The 14,937-nt window shown below is 59.4% G+C and carries 11 protein-coding genes and 1 pseudogene; all 12 read right to left on the reverse strand.

Going from position 1 to position 14,937, the window contains the following annotated elements; all coding sequences use genetic code 11:
• Positions 1-49: 49 nt before the first annotated feature.
• Positions 50-1,456, reverse strand: coding sequence for a lipid II flippase MurJ (locus J2Y56_RS08145; RefSeq protein ID WP_310349660.1), 1,407 nt, complete (start codon positions 1,454-1,456; stop codon positions 50-52).
• A complete protein-coding gene (locus J2Y56_RS08150; RefSeq protein ID WP_310349663.1) occupies positions 1,457-2,278 on the reverse strand; it encodes an acyltransferase in 822 nt (273 codons plus the stop codon).
• On the reverse strand, positions 2,275-3,669 hold the full coding sequence (locus J2Y56_RS08155) for an O-antigen ligase family protein (RefSeq protein WP_310349666.1): 1,395 nt from the start codon (positions 3,667-3,669) through the stop codon (positions 2,275-2,277). Before J2Y56_RS08155 ends, J2Y56_RS08150 begins: the two co-directional genes overlap by 4 nt.
• Complete coding sequence (locus J2Y56_RS08160) at positions 3,669-4,772, reverse strand: glycosyltransferase family 1 protein (protein WP_310349668.1); 1,104 nt, start codon at positions 4,770-4,772, stop codon at positions 3,669-3,671. Before J2Y56_RS08160 ends, J2Y56_RS08155 begins: the two co-directional genes overlap by 1 nt.
• Positions 4,763-5,977, reverse strand: coding sequence for a glycosyltransferase family 4 protein (locus J2Y56_RS08165; protein WP_310349669.1), 1,215 nt, complete (start codon positions 5,975-5,977; stop codon positions 4,763-4,765). The genes J2Y56_RS08160 and J2Y56_RS08165 overlap by 10 nt, the downstream gene beginning before the upstream one ends.
• 24 nt (positions 5,978-6,001) lie before the next feature.
• Positions 6,002-7,354: a hypothetical protein gene (locus J2Y56_RS08170; RefSeq protein WP_007944056.1), complete on the reverse strand. Its 1,353-nt coding sequence runs from the start codon at positions 7,352-7,354 to the stop codon at positions 6,002-6,004.
• Positions 7,351-8,532 carry a glycosyltransferase gene (locus tag J2Y56_RS08175; RefSeq protein WP_007944055.1) on the reverse strand — a complete coding sequence of 394 codons (1,182 nt, stop codon included), beginning with the start codon at positions 8,530-8,532 and terminating at the stop codon, positions 7,351-7,353. The genes J2Y56_RS08170 and J2Y56_RS08175 overlap by 4 nt, the downstream gene beginning before the upstream one ends.
• Positions 8,532-10,511, reverse strand: coding sequence for an exopolysaccharide transport family protein (locus tag J2Y56_RS08180; protein ID WP_310349672.1), 1,980 nt, complete (start codon positions 10,509-10,511; stop codon positions 8,532-8,534). The genes J2Y56_RS08175 and J2Y56_RS08180 overlap by 1 nt, the downstream gene beginning before the upstream one ends.
• Before the next feature lie 61 nt (positions 10,512-10,572).
• The gene (locus tag J2Y56_RS08185; RefSeq protein WP_150780930.1) at positions 10,573-11,388 is read right to left on the reverse strand and encodes a polysaccharide biosynthesis/export family protein; all 816 of its coding nucleotides are present in this window, start codon (positions 11,386-11,388) and stop codon (positions 10,573-10,575) included.
• A gap of 7 nt (positions 11,389-11,395) precedes the next feature.
• Entirely contained in the window at positions 11,396-12,310 is a 915-nt protein-coding gene (locus J2Y56_RS08190) for a glycosyltransferase (protein WP_310349677.1), read from the reverse strand.
• Positions 12,307-13,767, reverse strand: coding sequence for a mannose-1-phosphate guanylyltransferase/mannose-6-phosphate isomerase (locus J2Y56_RS08195; protein WP_310349754.1), 1,461 nt, complete (start codon positions 13,765-13,767; stop codon positions 12,307-12,309). The genes J2Y56_RS08190 and J2Y56_RS08195 overlap by 4 nt, the downstream gene beginning before the upstream one ends.
• A gap of 68 nt (positions 13,768-13,835) precedes the next feature.
• Positions 13,836-14,029 (reverse strand): annotated as a pseudogene (locus tag J2Y56_RS08200) (sugar transferase); the annotation flags it as partial.
• Between the last annotated feature and the right edge of the window lie 908 nt (positions 14,030-14,937).

The raw sequence follows: 14,937 nt of genomic DNA on the forward strand, positions 1-14,937 counted from the left end.
TGAAAAGTTACGGGGCTTTTTTGTTTCTGGAGTCCCTATTTGGGCAATTTCAGCCTTTCCACGGTTTGAGCCAAATCCCCAAAGCGCAGAGCAATAACAACCCGGCGACGGTGCTGAGCCCAAGCTGCAACCACGTATTAAGCAGCGGATGTAAAAACACCGCCGCCAGGCCCAGCAAGACCACGCTCAGGCCCCAGCGAATCGGCCAGCCGAGAAGTGCGAGCAGTTGTTGGCGTTGCATCAGCAACAGATTCGTCAGGATTACACCTCCCAACGCCGCCAGTGGGATGGCCTTCAGGCCGAACAGCAACGGTAAACTGGCCAGCAGGATCGCGTTGAGCAGGCTGCCGAGCAGCTCGCAGTGCAACGGCATACGGGTGTCGCCAGCGGCGTAGGCGTAGCGCGCGAGCATGGCATTCCAGGCGCCAAATACCAGCGGCGCGGCAAACCATCCCAGTAACGCCGGTAGCGGACCCTCAATGCTCTGGGCTGGCAGCAGCAGTTGAATCAGCGCCGGGCTGGCTCCGACCAATCCCAGAGCAGCGGGTAGACTCAGCAACGTCGCCGCGTCCAAACCTCGACGCAGCAACACAAGGCGCTGTTCGCCCTGTTTGCCGCTCATCAAGCCCAACAACACTTGGTTCAGGCTCATCAGGGCAATCAGCGGCAGGTTGATCAACTTGCGCGCCAGGTTGACCCAGGTCACCACACCTTCCCCCAGGTAGCTGGCGACCAGACGTTCCAGCAAGGCCAGACCTTGACTCGCCACGTTGCTGAGCAGAAGCGGACCAATGCGCCCGAGTAATTCGCGTCCGACGTGCGCTTCGCCGCGCAGGTGCCACGGGCGCCATCCGGATTGCCAGATCGGCGGCAGCAGGGGCACGCACATCAGCAGGCTACCGGCAAAGAGCGCCATCGACAGTTCGGCGCTGAGACTGGCAGAGCCTCGCCAAAACAAATAAATCACAGGTGGCAGGTTGAACAGCAATGAGCCCAACCCCGGCAGGACAAAACGTTGCCGGGCTTGCAGCGGAATGCTGAACAACGCATGCAGCAGCAGCCCCGGCACGCAGGCAGCCAACCAACGCAAATTGGCAGCCGCTTCAGCCTGGGCATCACTGTCCAGCCCCGGGCCGATCAGCCGGACCCAAAGGGGGGCACCCAGCGCGAGCAGCGCATAGAGTCCAAGCCCGACACCCAGCAGGCGCGGAGTGAGACTGGCCAGCCAGCTGCGCTGGGATGTCTCATTACGTTGTTGGTAGAGGGGCAGGGCCGCAGCAGCCAACAGGCCGGCCGCCAGGGTCATGCGTAAGGCTTCCGGAATAAATACCGCCACCAGAAACGCGTCACTGCGATTGCCCGCACCCCAGGCGGCGACCAGCAGCCATTCGCGGGCAAAGCCGGCTACCAGCCCCGCGAGGGTTGCCAGGGTAAGCCACAGGGTGCTGCCAAACATTTAATGAAACAGGGTGAACAGGCCTTTGCCACCCACCTTGTAATTCAAGTTTTGGGGACGTTCACCCATGGGTTTGGCTCCGCTGCCGCCAACGATTTTGTAAGGGGCAATGTTCTTCGCCACCAAGGTATTGGCGGTGACCACTGCGCCGCGTCCGATGTGGGTGCTGTGAGCGATCAGCGCCCGCGTGGCGATCCAGGCATAGTCATCGATGTAGATCGGACCGGACACGGACCAGAACTCTGGCGCAGTCAGGTCATGGCTGCCGGCGATAATCAGCACATGGGAGGCAATCGCGACATGGTCGCCGATGATCAAGCCGGCACGGGCATCGACCTGGCAATGCCAGGCAATCACGCTGTCCACGCCCATCACCAGGTTTTCGACACCCAACACTTCGGTGTTGCGCCAGATGCTCGACCCCTTGCCGATTTTCGCCCCGCCCAGACGCAACCAGGCCAAGCGCACGTGATGACTGGGGATCTTGTTGATCAGAATGTTGTAGGCGTGCTCCCAGGCCCGCAAACAGCGATCCTTGAGGGTGATCCAGTTTTTGCCGTAACGCGGCACCAGCGTGCCCGGAATGTCCTGGCTCAAGCGTTGGTACAGGCGCCGTACCAGAGGATCTTCAATGCTCGCTTCGATGTTCACCGAACAGATGCTGTAGCGCGCCTGCTCGCCATCGCCCTCGACGAAAAACACATCGCGGGTCATGCCCGAGGCAAAGGCCGCGTTCAGGTCTTCGTGGCTGGCGCCCAGTTCGACGGCCAGTGATGGCAAGCGGTCGGGGAGGTCAGTAGAGTGAAAAATGCGATGTCTCATACTGGGCTTTCCTTGGGCGTAAAGGGAAGAATGATCGAGGGACGCAGGCGGACCTGTTGCAAGCTCAGGCCCATCAACAGCCAGAACAGACCGATCAGGACGAAGGTAAAACTGAAGTAATGGTCGAACAGTCCCGTCAGCAGCGCGGCCAGCAAGCCGGCGATACAGCCCAGCCACAGGGCGTTTTCGCGGGTAACCTGGCGAACGTCGGTCACCGGTCGGACTTCACGCCACCAGAGCACGGTAACGGTGACAAATAGCAGCATGCCGGGGATGCCGATCTTGTAGATGAAGTTCAGCCACAGGTTGGAAATGCCCGGCAGACCGCTGCCCGGGATGGGCGGGTCGAGCTTGAAGCCAATGCCCAGGGGAAAGCGGGCCATCGCGTCGGGGAATTTCGAGTATTCGTCGAAACGTATCTCGGTACTGGCATTGGACGCCGAGAAAATCGTCATCAAGCGTTCCTGCAGCGGGGGGTAGAACATCACCAACGCCACCGCGAACGCTGCGCCGATGCCGATGATTCGGCCGCTGTAGGGCACGCGCTTGTAGGTCAGCCAGAGCAGCACCAGCGCCAGCGCGAGAATCGCCCCGCGAGAAATACTCAACAGCAATCCCGCGCAACCGAGTATCGCCACTGCCAGGCCCAATGCACGGCGAAAACCTGATTGCGTCCAGCCATACAACAGCGCCATGGGAATGAACAACACCAGCACGCCGCCGGTGAGGTTGGGGTGGACCCAGGGCGAGGCCATGCGCTGGTAGTTGGCAGAAAAGATGTCTTGCACCGCCTCCGGGTGCGCATATTTGAGGTCGGTAAGAATCGGGATCATCGACATTGCGTTACGGGTCTTGATGAACATGAAGACCGATAGCAGCAGCATCGCCAAATTGCCCAGCAGCAAAGCAATCACTAGCTTGTCGCGATCGGCATCGCTGCGCAGCAGCAAGGGCACCATGAACAGCAGGGACAGGTTCATCAGCCAGCGCACCCAGTTCACCGGGCCATTGCCGTCGGCGTGGATGATGATCATCCCCGCGATGAAGGGAATGATGCTGAATAGCATCAACCAGGCCATGGCCCGTTCGGTCGGACGCCACAGCAGCAGGTTGCGGGTCTGGCCGATGAACGACTGCCAGAAGACCCCGAGCCAGGTCAGCCCCAGCACCGCTTCACTGACCGTGGTGCGAATACCCAACTCCAGGGTGGTGTAAGGAATGCTGGTGGCCAACACCGCAAAGATCAGTAAACCCCATAGGGGTTTGCGCACCAGCGTGAGCGTCACCGCGAGGCCGATCACCACGAAGATCACTTTCATGGGCGGCAGCGCCCAAAGCAGTACACCAAAGACCAGGCCCAGTAGCAGCCCGATGATTTTTCCTGGCGGCATCAGTGGTACAACGCTGCGAGTAAGGTATCCAGGCGCTGACGATAGGCCGGCTCGGCGAATTGCCGGGCCCAGTCGCGTAGTGTTTGAGGATCGGTGGTGGATTCGTCCTGTGCCTGATCAATCAATGCGGCCCTTAGCTGATCGCAATCCCCTGGGTTGAACCGCCGCGCTGAGGGCGGTGCCACTTCTTCCAGTGCCGAACCTCTGGCTACCGCCACGGGAGTACCGGCGCTCAGGGCCTCGATCACTGGCAAGCCGAAGCCTTCGGCGTAAGAGGGTTGCCAGAGGCAATCGGCGTTGAGGTAGAGCGCGTGCAGTTGGGCATCACTCACACCGTTGACCCAATGCAGCCCCGGCAGTTCGTTCAGGGCTGGCGGCAGGTCACTGGCGTGACCGACCAGCACTAACTCCGGCACCTGTGGATTCTCCAGGCGACAGGCGTGCCAGTTTTCGACGAAAAATGCCATGTTCTTGCGCGGTTCACGGGTCCCGACCGCCAGCCAGTAGCGCTCAGGCAATCCGCTCGGCAATTGACCTGGAGCGTCCTGGTATTCGGGAACCAGATTGTTCAGTACCCGAAATTTCGGTTTGGCCCAAGGAAACAACCTGGCGGCTTCGTTGCATGAAAAGCGTGACGGGCACCAGACTTCGTCGGCGATCCAGATCGACCAGGCAATCGAGGCTGAATCGATCAGCCGATAAGCCAGGGCCTTGAGCCGCGAGCGGTGGAAGTTGCGCTGAGTCAGCTGGAACAGGTCATGCAGAACCAGCACATAACGTGTACCGGCCGGTTTTTGGCCAATCGGCAAGCCCATATTGGCGGTGGCGATATACAGGTCGATCGTGTGTTGGCGGATGGCTGCCGGCAGAAAACTGCGTTCGAATCGCAGTCGTACCTGCGGACGCTGCAAGCCCTCCATCGGGCTCTGCCAGTCAGGGCAGGCCGCCGTCAGACGTTGCGGGTGGTCCAGCGGAGCCTCGCTGAACAGCACCAATTGCGTGTCGTCACGCGCACAAAGCGCTTGTTCGAGGGCTTTGACTTGCCGTGCAATGCCCGAAGAGGGAGCCACCGTGGCGGCGCGATAATCCAAGGCTACACGCATGCTCGTTTCTCCTCTGTCGATGGCAATTTCCGGTAGATCTGTTCCAGTTCGTCGCCGGCCACCGACCAGTCATGATGAGTGCGCGCATAACGACGCGCCGCGTCGGACAGACGTGCGGCGAGAAGCGGTTCACCGAGCAGTCGGACCACCGCGTCGGCCAGGGCCTGAGCGTTTTCACCGAACAGATAGTGTTCGTCGGGATTGATCGCTAACCCGGATGCACCTTGTCCGGTGCTGACCAATGGCAAGCCGGCGGCCATCGCCTCAAGCACTTTGAGCTTGGACCCGCCACCGTGGCGCAGCGCCGCGATGAACAGCGCGCATTGCTCTTGCAATGCAGGCAGGTCCGGAGCGAAGCCGATCCATTCAATGCGGGCGTCGGGCCAGCGTTCGGACCAGGTGTCCGGTAACGCGTACCCGACCACCGCCAGACGTGCCTCAGGACAGGCTTTCCAGATGAGAGGAAATATCTCGTCGAGCATCCATTGGACGGCGTCCAGGTTGGGGGCGTATTCGTAGTTGCCAACGAACAAGATGCGCTGGCTGTTCGGGGCGGCGACTACGTTTGCATAGCTGCGACTGTCGACGCCGTTGACCACGACTTCAACCGGTGTCGAGGTCAGCTCGCGCATGGCGTGCGCGTCGGTTTCGGTCACGGCCACTACCTGTCGGGCGGTATTGAAGGCTTTGCGTTCCCACTGTCGGCAGCGCCATTGATCGAAATGCACGAACGGCGAGGCCCAGCGCGGGAAGCGGTCGTAAGTGGCGCCACCCAGGCTGGACTCGAGGTTGTGCTCGGTGAGGACGAAATCCCGTGACGCGTGCATCAGCGGTTTAAGGTACGGCTGCAAGCTGTAACTGTGCTCGATCTGTATCACATCCCAGGATTCTCGCAACAGTTCACCGAAGCATTGGCGCAAGGGGCGCGACAACCCATTGACAGTGGTCAACAGTGGCCAGGGCGCCAGCAACCCGGCGAACAAGGTCATCGGGTGCTTGAGCGGGCGTCGTGGAATCACGATCATCCGTTCCACCAAAGGTTCGAGTGCCGCACAGACAGCGGCGTCGGCTTCGGTCTTCGATTGCACCAGCAAGGTAATCTGGTGACCCCGTTCGCTCAAGGTGCGCAATAAGTGATATTGCCGGGTCTTTCCGCCGCTGGTCAGAGGCCAGGGCAGGTAGGGCACAATCCAGAGGATCTTCAATTATGGCGCTCCAGTCAGGGTTATTTACCACACCAGAATCTGCAGGGTCGGTTTCACCTGGGGGTGAATGCCGTCCGCTGTGTTGAGAGTGTCCCGGGTCCCGTTCAGTGGGTCGTAAAGCTCAGCCTGTTGAATCTGGGGCAGCTTTACGGTGCCCGCTTTGGCACTCCAGAACATCAACAGACGCTTCCCGTCCTCCCGCGCCCAGGCCACGCTGTAAAGTGCATCGGGTGCACCCTCCAGGTGCGGGGTCTGGCCCGGTTTGAGGCTTGGTCCAGTAATCTCCAAGAAGCGTGCCAATGCCCGGTACACCGGTTTTGGTTCGCCATCGAGGTCGAGCAGACCGTAATGCTGATCACGGGGCGAAGCTCGATCATCGAGGTCGGAAAGCGCGAAGAGAAAGATTCGCTGATAGTCCTGGGTACTCATCAGTGCGAGGCGACGCAGGGTGTAGTCCGCTTGACCGTCGACACCGATCAGCGCCTGCATCTCCTTGGGCCCGGCATAACTCGACCAGCCCCACTCGGTAGCCCAGACGTTCTTCAGCCCGGCGTTGTGCAGCATGTCATTGAGTTGCTTGCCGCGTAGCAGCACTTCGTTCTTGCCCGGCTCGTCGGTTTCCGGCGTTTCTGAATAGGGGTGATAGGCCGCCACCATACCGAGGCTTTGCACGCCCAATTTGCCAAGCGCTTCGAACATCAATGTGTCGCCACGGGGTGGCATCTGGCTGTAGTAGGCCATGCCACCCATCACTTGGGTCTTGCCGGGGGCGGCTTTGTCCAGCGCCTGATGGGTTGCAAGCAGCAATTGACCGTAGCCGGTGGCTTCGACCTGCGGGCGCCAGTTGTTCGGCAGGTTCTGCTCGTTCCAGACCTGCCAGGCATCAATGTTCGGGTAGCGTTGGGCTAGCATGGCCATGCGCTGGGCATAGACCTGCGGGTCCTTTGGCGGGTACTGATCCTGAAACGGTGCCCCGACGGGAGCCGTGGTAATGAAGGGCGCCGAGCCGACCATATAGAACACTGACTTGAGCTTCGACGCCGTGAGCGTTTTATCCAGCTCGTCCAGGGTGTTCAGTTGATAGTCGTTTTCGCGGGGCTCCAGGCGGTCCCAATGCAGATCCACGCGCACCCATTCCAGGCCGAGTTTCTGGTAGGCGCTGATCTGCTTTTTGTACTGCGATGGGGTAAACCATAAAAAGTGTGCATTCACGCCCAAGTAGTCTTTCCACACCAGCGTATGCGTGGGCGCGAGGTTGATCGGTGCGGCGTCGGCCGGCTCGCGGAGCATCAGCGTGCTGCCGATGGCCAGCGCGGCAACGACGGGTAGCGCGCGCAGCAGTCGGCGAGGGCGGGAGGAGGAGCTGCGAATATTCATCGTGATCGCTCCTCGCACGCAGACTTGAACAGATCGCCAAACCGCTGCGCAGTGGCCGACCACTCACGTTGTAGCCCTGTTTCGCGGGCCTGCATCGCCCACTGTCGCGCCAGTTCGGGTTCGAGCACCAAGCGTGTCAGGCAGTTGCTCAGCGAAGCGACATCGCCTTGCTGGTAGGTGACACCGTTGCCGCCAGCGACTTCTTCGGCGAAGGCTCGGGCGTTGGAGGTAATGACGCCGCGACCGCAGGCATTCGCCCAGGACAGCGCGCCGCTGGTGCCGCGCATCTGTCCCAGCCAACCGAGTTTTTTCGATTCGCGGTAGGGCAACACCATTACATGATGGGCCTGGATAGTGCTGGCAATGTCACTGGAGGGCAGGTCCAGTTGCCAGTCAACAGCATCGTCAAGTTGCAAGTCGCGAATCCGTTGCCGCAAGCCGTCCAGGTAATTGCCCGCGGGGTCGAAGGTCATCTCCGGCGCGGTGCCACCGGCCAGTGTCAGCCGCACGTGGCCTCGGCGTTGCGGGTGGGCTGCGAGTGTTTGGGCGAACGCCTCGATCAGGTCTTCGATACCTTTGCCCCGGTAGATGAAACCGAAATACAACAGACGCAGCGGTTCCAGCGCTGGCAGCTCGATAGGGACAATCGGCAGGTTGCCATGGGCGATCACCGCAGATTGCTCCGCCCGCAGTCCCATGCGTTGGCGCAGACGGTCCCCACCCAAGCGAGTGAGGGTGACGAGCCGGCTCATGCTTTTGGCCAGGCGCCGTTCTTCATGCAGGGTCAGCGGGTCGGCGAGCAATGAGGCGGCCTGCGGCATTGGATGAGGCAGCCGTTCGAGCAGGGTCAACGGCCAGAATAGTCGGGCACGCCGCCAGATCAGCCGCTCAGGATCATGCACAGTGGCCGTCAGGGGGATTTGCGGCTGCTCCCGGCGCAGGTAATCCAGAGCCTGAAACTCACCGAAGCGACCACCGCCGAGTTCGGCGTGCACCAGGTCTACGTCGCGCCAGTCGACCGCCTTCAGGCGTGACAGTTGCTGCGTCAAGTCGTAACAGCCTGCCAGCGGAGTCAGCACCTCGATGCCCAGACGGCGCAGTGCGTTGCTGAAATGCGCGGCATAGTCGGCAATGCCGGTTTGCTCCGGCGGCAGTGGGGCCAGCAGCACGATACGCATCAGTTTGCTCCGCGCCAGTGGTTGAGACGCAGGAGCACTGTGGCTGGCACTTCAAAGCGGCGGCGATTGAGGATCACCCCATCGACTTTGCCAAACGCGGTAGTGAGCAATGACAGGGCATTTTGGATCATCGGCACGGTGCTGGTGCGTGCCTCGATCACCAGCGCAATCAGGTCGGCGCGGCGCAGGAGCAGGAATGCGTCCCGGTTTGACGACAGTGACGAAGCATCAAGCAGCAGTACTTCGCCGGGGAGGGCTGGGCCGGCTCCGTTGACCTTGACTCGATGGCCGCGTTCTTCCAGCAGAAGGCGCAATTGCCAGATGATGAAACTCACCCCTTCACCGTCGCGCGCCGAGGTCAGGCCCAGCGTCAGGCCTTCACGCTCGATGCGATCCATGGGCAACAGGCCGTAGAGTCGATAGATACTCGCCGTCATGGCGGCCGGCGTTGCATCGTTGCTGTCGGGCACGCTGCTCCACAGCGGGATCTGGAAAAGCTCCAGCAGGCGTGCACCGTCGTGGATGCGCTGGTCCAGCAAGTAGCAGACATAAATTGTCAGCAGGCCCACCGCCAGGCCGGCGGGAATCGCAAACAACAGGATCAGCAAGCTCTTGGGGAATACCCGCGCCGGGTTAAACGTGGCGTGTTCGATCAGTGCAATGTTGCTGATCTGGCTGGTGTCCAGTTCGTGGTCGATACGCGCTTGTTCAAGGTTATCCGAATAAAGGGCGTAGCTTTTTTCTGCGGTACGCAGTTGTTGGGTGAGGCGGTTGAGCTCAGGCTCATCGGTCATGACACGACCGCGTTCGGTGCGCAGGGTTTCGAGGGTTTTGTCGTAATCGGCGATTTGCCCGATCAGTTTTTGTTGCTGCAGTTGGGCGTCGATCACCTGTTGCTTGACGTTGGTCACCAGGCCGTTGGGCGCGAGGTTTCTGGATCGCTCCAGACGGGTTTCTTCCTGAGCACTCAAGTCTCGCAGGTCGACGATGTTCTGATCTATTTGTTTGACCGCCGGAGCATTCGGCAAGTAGGTGCGCAGCAGGCGGGCACGCTCCACTTGCAGGGTATTGAGTTGGCGCTTGAGGTCGAGCTGGGTCGGGTTGAGACTGGTCTCGCGGGTGGTCACGACTTCTGCAGGCTGGTCCTTGAGTTGCAGGCGGGCGTTGATGAGGAAGCTGCTGATACCGGACAACTGATTCTGTGCGTTGACCCGTGCATCCGTGAGACGGTCGATCTGGCTGGTGAGGTTTTTCAGGCGTGCGTCGACGCTGATCGAATCGATCTGTTTCAGACGCCCCTGCAGCTGTTGCTTGAGACTCTGAATCTGCCCGGCAACCTTGTTGCCTTCCGTTTCATAAAAGGCATAGAGGCTTTTACGGCCCAGCACCCGAGCGCGCTCTTCAAGGTAGGCGTCGACCCAGATCTCCACCACTTTTTGTGCGATCAGCGGATCATCCCAAGTGAAGCTGACTTCGATCACCGAGGAGCCCGCTTCGTGGCTGGCGGAGAAGTTCTTTTCCAGTCGGGTGGCCAAACGGTCGAGAGGACTTTGCTCCTCCGACAGACCGACAATCTGCAGCAGGCTGCGCACGCTTTCGATGACGGCGCCGGTGCCTTTTTTGGCATAGAACTTCAGCTTTGCCCAGAAACCCTCTTCGGGGGTGGAGGTCATTTGCAGGTAACGCTCAGCGACGATGTGCACGACGGGCCGGCCGGTGAGCATCTTCTCTTCGTCGACGATGGGGTCGTGCTGAGTGCTTGGCGCGACCAGGGTCTGGCGGTTGCCGGCCTCAATCGGCACGGTGGTGCTCTCACGCCCTGGCTTGACCAGCAAGCGCGCATCGGACTCGAAGCGGGCCGGCAGCAGGAACGCGCCCAGCACGGCAACCACAATGGTAGTAAGGACCGCCAGCTTGAACTCGCGGCGAAAAATGAAAAACAGCCTTAACAGGTCGCGTAGCGAGCGTATTTCAATCACAGGATCACTCCGTTTAGGGTGCGGTGAAAACGTACTGGCCGGGAATATGAACGAGTGATACTTAGCCGCCGCCTGGGTTACTAGAGACTTGGTTTGTGTCTTGTACCTTTACGTCCTGCTGATTGAGGTCGTAATTGAAACCGACACCAATCCCCTTGTTGACCGGAAACAGCTTGGTGAAGTACATGTCCACCGCTTCAACCGTGCTGCCGATCTTCGACTGGGGCACGTAGATCATGTCGCCGCGTTGCAAGGTCACCATCGGATGGTTGGGGTCGCTGAGCATGCTGCTCAGGTCGACGAAGTACATGGTGTACTTGCCGTTGGCACCGGTTCTGAGCAAGGCAATATTGGAGCTGTCGGCCGACGGCAGCACGCCACCGGAGCTGAGAAGCGCCTGTTCGACGGACACGGTGCCGGCCAGGTTGAAAAACGACGGGTTGGCCACGGCGCCACCAATGAACACCCGATTGCTCGGGGCAATGGCGATGTTTACCGTCACCGCAGGTTCGCGGAAGACGTTTTTGTAGCGATCGGTGATGTCCTTGCCGAGGTCTTCGGGGGTGCGCTGCGATGCCTTGATCCGGCCGATGTTGGGCATCGAAATAAACCCGTCGGGGCGCACCACGAACATCGTCATTTCATCGGCACTGGCCGCTTCCTGCGCATCGCGCACGATGCGAAGGGAGTCGCCAGTCTGGATCAGCACCTGTGCCGGAGGCAGGTCGGCCAGGGTAAACGCCATCTGATGGCGAGCCTTGAGCGTATCGCTGTCGGGAAGCGCGACATGCGCAGGCGTCGTGCAGCCACCAAGCCAGACTGAGGCGCTCAGGAGGCTCAATAGATAAAGCCGGGAACGTCGGTTAGTAGTCGTCATTGACAGCTCACACCCAGTAGTTGGAAAACATGCCCAGACGCCGCTTGAGGGGCGTCGGCAGATGCTGTTCGTAATGACCAAGGCGATAACCCAGCAGTTTCAGCGTGCTGCGCAGCAGTACTTCCGGTACCCGGTGCAACGCGCCGGCTTCACGCAGGGCCTGTATTTCGGCCAGTACATAACGCTTGCCTTCGCCACCGGCAGCACCGAAGGCATCCCTGATCCAGCGTTCACGGCCGTAGAACACGCCGATATCGAAATAGCGGCGAAACTCTTGCAGCAGGCTGTAGTTGTGCGAGTGTTGGACGCAGGCACTGGCGGCGTAGCGCACCTGATAGCCATTAAGGATCATGCGCGCAGCGACATGGGCGTCTTCGCTGCCGATCACATCCATCGGGAAACCGCCGACGGCTTCCAGGGCGCTGCGGCGATAGATCGAAAATGAATCCGAACTGAAACACGTCTTGATCCCCAGTTCAGGTGCATCGGCCAGGCTTTTACTACGGCTCTGGCGGGTGTAATTGAACTGCCGTGATTGAGCCTCAAGCACGCCGGCGCCGGGGTGGGGCAACTGACGGCCGTAGGCGACCCCGTTTCGCGGGTCTTGATGCAACTCTTCGTACAGATTGGCAAAGGTTTGCGGCGTCGCGGGAATGGCATCCTGGGTCATCAGAATCATTGCATCGGCGTTGACCTGCTGGCTGGCCCAACGACGTGTTCCACCATGGTTAAAGTCCTTGGCGGCAATCACGTGTACCTGAGCGCCGAACGCCTGAAAACGGCTGACGGTGGCATCCGTAGAGCTGCTGTCGACGACCAGCATCGTGTCCGGTTGCAGGGTCTGGGCTTTCAGCGCCGGCAACAACCGATCAAGGTGCTCCACGGCATTGCGGGTCGGAATGATCAGCGCGAGTCGGGTCAAGGGATCACCTGCGCAGGGGCGCGCCCATAGATGTCATCGAAACGTACGATATCGTCCTCGCCCAGGTACTCGCCGCTTTGTACCTCGATCATCACCAGATCAATGATTCCAGGGTTGCTCAGGCGATGGCGATGTCCCGCCGGGATATACGTGGACTCGTTGCTGTTGAGCAGGACCTCTCGATCGCCATTGGTGATCATTGCTGTGCCGCTGACGACAATCCAGTGCTCGCTGCGGTGGTGGTGCATTTGCAGGGACAGCGACTCTTTGGGCTTGACCAGGATGCGCTTGATTTTGTAGCGCGCGCTTTCCTCAAGTACGGTGTACATCCCCCACGGCCGGGTCACCGTGCGATGCAGGCTGAACGCACTGTGGTTCTGGCGTTTGAGCTCCTGCACGATGAAGCGCACGTCTTGGGTGCGAGATGCATCCGCCACCAGGATTGCATCGGGGGTGTCGACGATAATCAGGTTTTTGATGCCCACTGCACCGAGCACGCGCTTGGGCGAGTCAATGTAGCAGTTGTGAACGTCATGCAGGACTGCCTCGCCATTGACCTGATTGCCGGATTCGTCATTCGGGGTAAGTTGGCGCAATGCGTCCCAGGAGCCGATGTCGCTCCAGCCGATATCACACGGCACCACTGCCACCCGTTCGGATCGCTCCATCAGCGCGACATCGATCGAGATATCCGGGGCGAGGGCGAAGTTGTCCGCCGCGAGTTCGCGTTGTCGGCAACTCTTGTTATCCAGCGTCGAGCCGTTTTCCAGGCTGGCCTTGGCGGCTGCCAGGACCTCGGGTGCATGCAAGGCCAGTTCCTGAAGCAGCGTATCGACGCGGAAGCAGAACATGCCGGCGTTCCACAAGTGCCTGCCGCCATCGACATAGTCTTGAGCGGTGTCCAAGTCGGGCTTTTCGACGAAGCGTGCAACGCGAAATCCCTGCCTCAGCGCCTGGCCCTGCTCAATATAGCCAAAACCGGTTTCGGCCTTGTCCGGCTGGATACCGAAGGTGACGAGAAAACCTTGCTCGGCCAGCACCCGAGCACTCTCTACCGCTGCAGCAAAAGCTTCTTCGTCAAGAATCAAGTGGTCTGCCGGCATTACCAATAACTGGGAGGTCTCACCCAAGTGCTCTTGAACATGCAATGCGGCAACGGCGATGGCAGCGGCGGTGTTGCGACCGAAGGGTTCAAGCAGCAGGTCGAGGCTCAGCCGCGCGGTATTGACGCTGCGGTAATCGTCCAGCGTACGGAACAGCAACTCACGGTTGGTCACCGTCAGGATACTGGTCACTGCGGGCAAGCGACTGGCCCGGCCAAAGGTCTTTTGCAGCAGGCTTTGGCCGTCGCGCATGCGCATGAAGGGCTTGGGCATGTTCTGCCGTGAAACGGGCCAAAGACGCGAGCCTGAGCCACCAGAGATGATGCATGGGATCAATCCACCGAGTTCGCTCATCATTAAACTTCCTTCGTCGAAAGAATGGTCGGAACTGTTATGAAAACGATGTACAAATCCAGCCAGATCGTTGTCTGGCGCTCGGCATTGAGGGCGGTCTGGTCGATATACTTCGATCGAACTTGAACACGCGGAACAGCCGACCGTTGTAGCCGTAGCGCTTTTGCCGAAATAGCGCCGGGCCTTTGGAGTCAAATCTGACTGCCAGTGAGGTGATCAGCAGAATGGGGGACAGCAGGACAATGCCCAGGCTCGCGAGGACGGCGATCAGTGCAGGCGCGTTCTTGCCTCGAGCAATGAAGCACCCCGTGACCCCTGTCTGTGCCAAAAACTTGCTATCGATCGATTTCTCAAGCATGGAAGCCTTCGCTGCCGGATAACCGGCCGGATCGTAGATCAAAAGTTAAGTGGCACGTTTCACATGTAAACGTCGCCCGCCGTCCGTCACGATAATTTGGCCACGCAAAGATGGCTTTATGATGTTGTTGGCAGGGTAGAAAAGGTCATCAGATGGGCGTCAATAAAATCTTGATGTTTTTTTGACGTTTGTTTCGTGGGCGCTTCGTACATGGCGCCTTGGGAGTATGGGAAAGCGTTCTTGCGATTGCAGCTATAGGTCCTGTGATTGTCGTGCGAACCGAAACGGCCGAGTTAGACTCTTTGCCTGCTGCAAGACTGGACTTTGTAATGACCGCAGTCTCGAGAGCCACGATAGCATCGCTTTTGGATTATGGTCAAAAGCAGTGCCATCGCAGGCTTTTTTTTACCATAACTCATAATTTTTGTTTGCACCTCAACAATTTTTCCACAGTGAGCGTCTCAAGTAAAAAATAGCCACAATGGAGTCCTCACGGGGTGCCGGAGCCGGTCAGTGTCTCGAAGCAGAAAGCAGAACTCTGTTATTGCTGGTTTTTTATTTTAATTCAATGGTTTAGTGTTTGGTGAAGGTTTAGAGGGGGGGGATAGAAGCCAGGCGTTATTTCCGTTGTTAAGGCCAAGTGTGCGCATAGGCATGTTTCACAGTTTTAACACCGTTTCAGTCGAACTGTTGAGTTAGACGCTTTCCGGCAATAGGGGTGTAACAAAATCGGACAAGTTTCACCAATATCGGGTGGCGTTTGTGGGTAGTTCTGCGCCACGCGTGAGGAGACGCGCGACTGATTGACCATT

Source organism: Pseudomonas sp. BE134 (genome assembly GCF_031456105.1).
Classification (GTDB): Bacteria; Pseudomonadota; Gammaproteobacteria; order Pseudomonadales; family Pseudomonadaceae; genus Aquipseudomonas.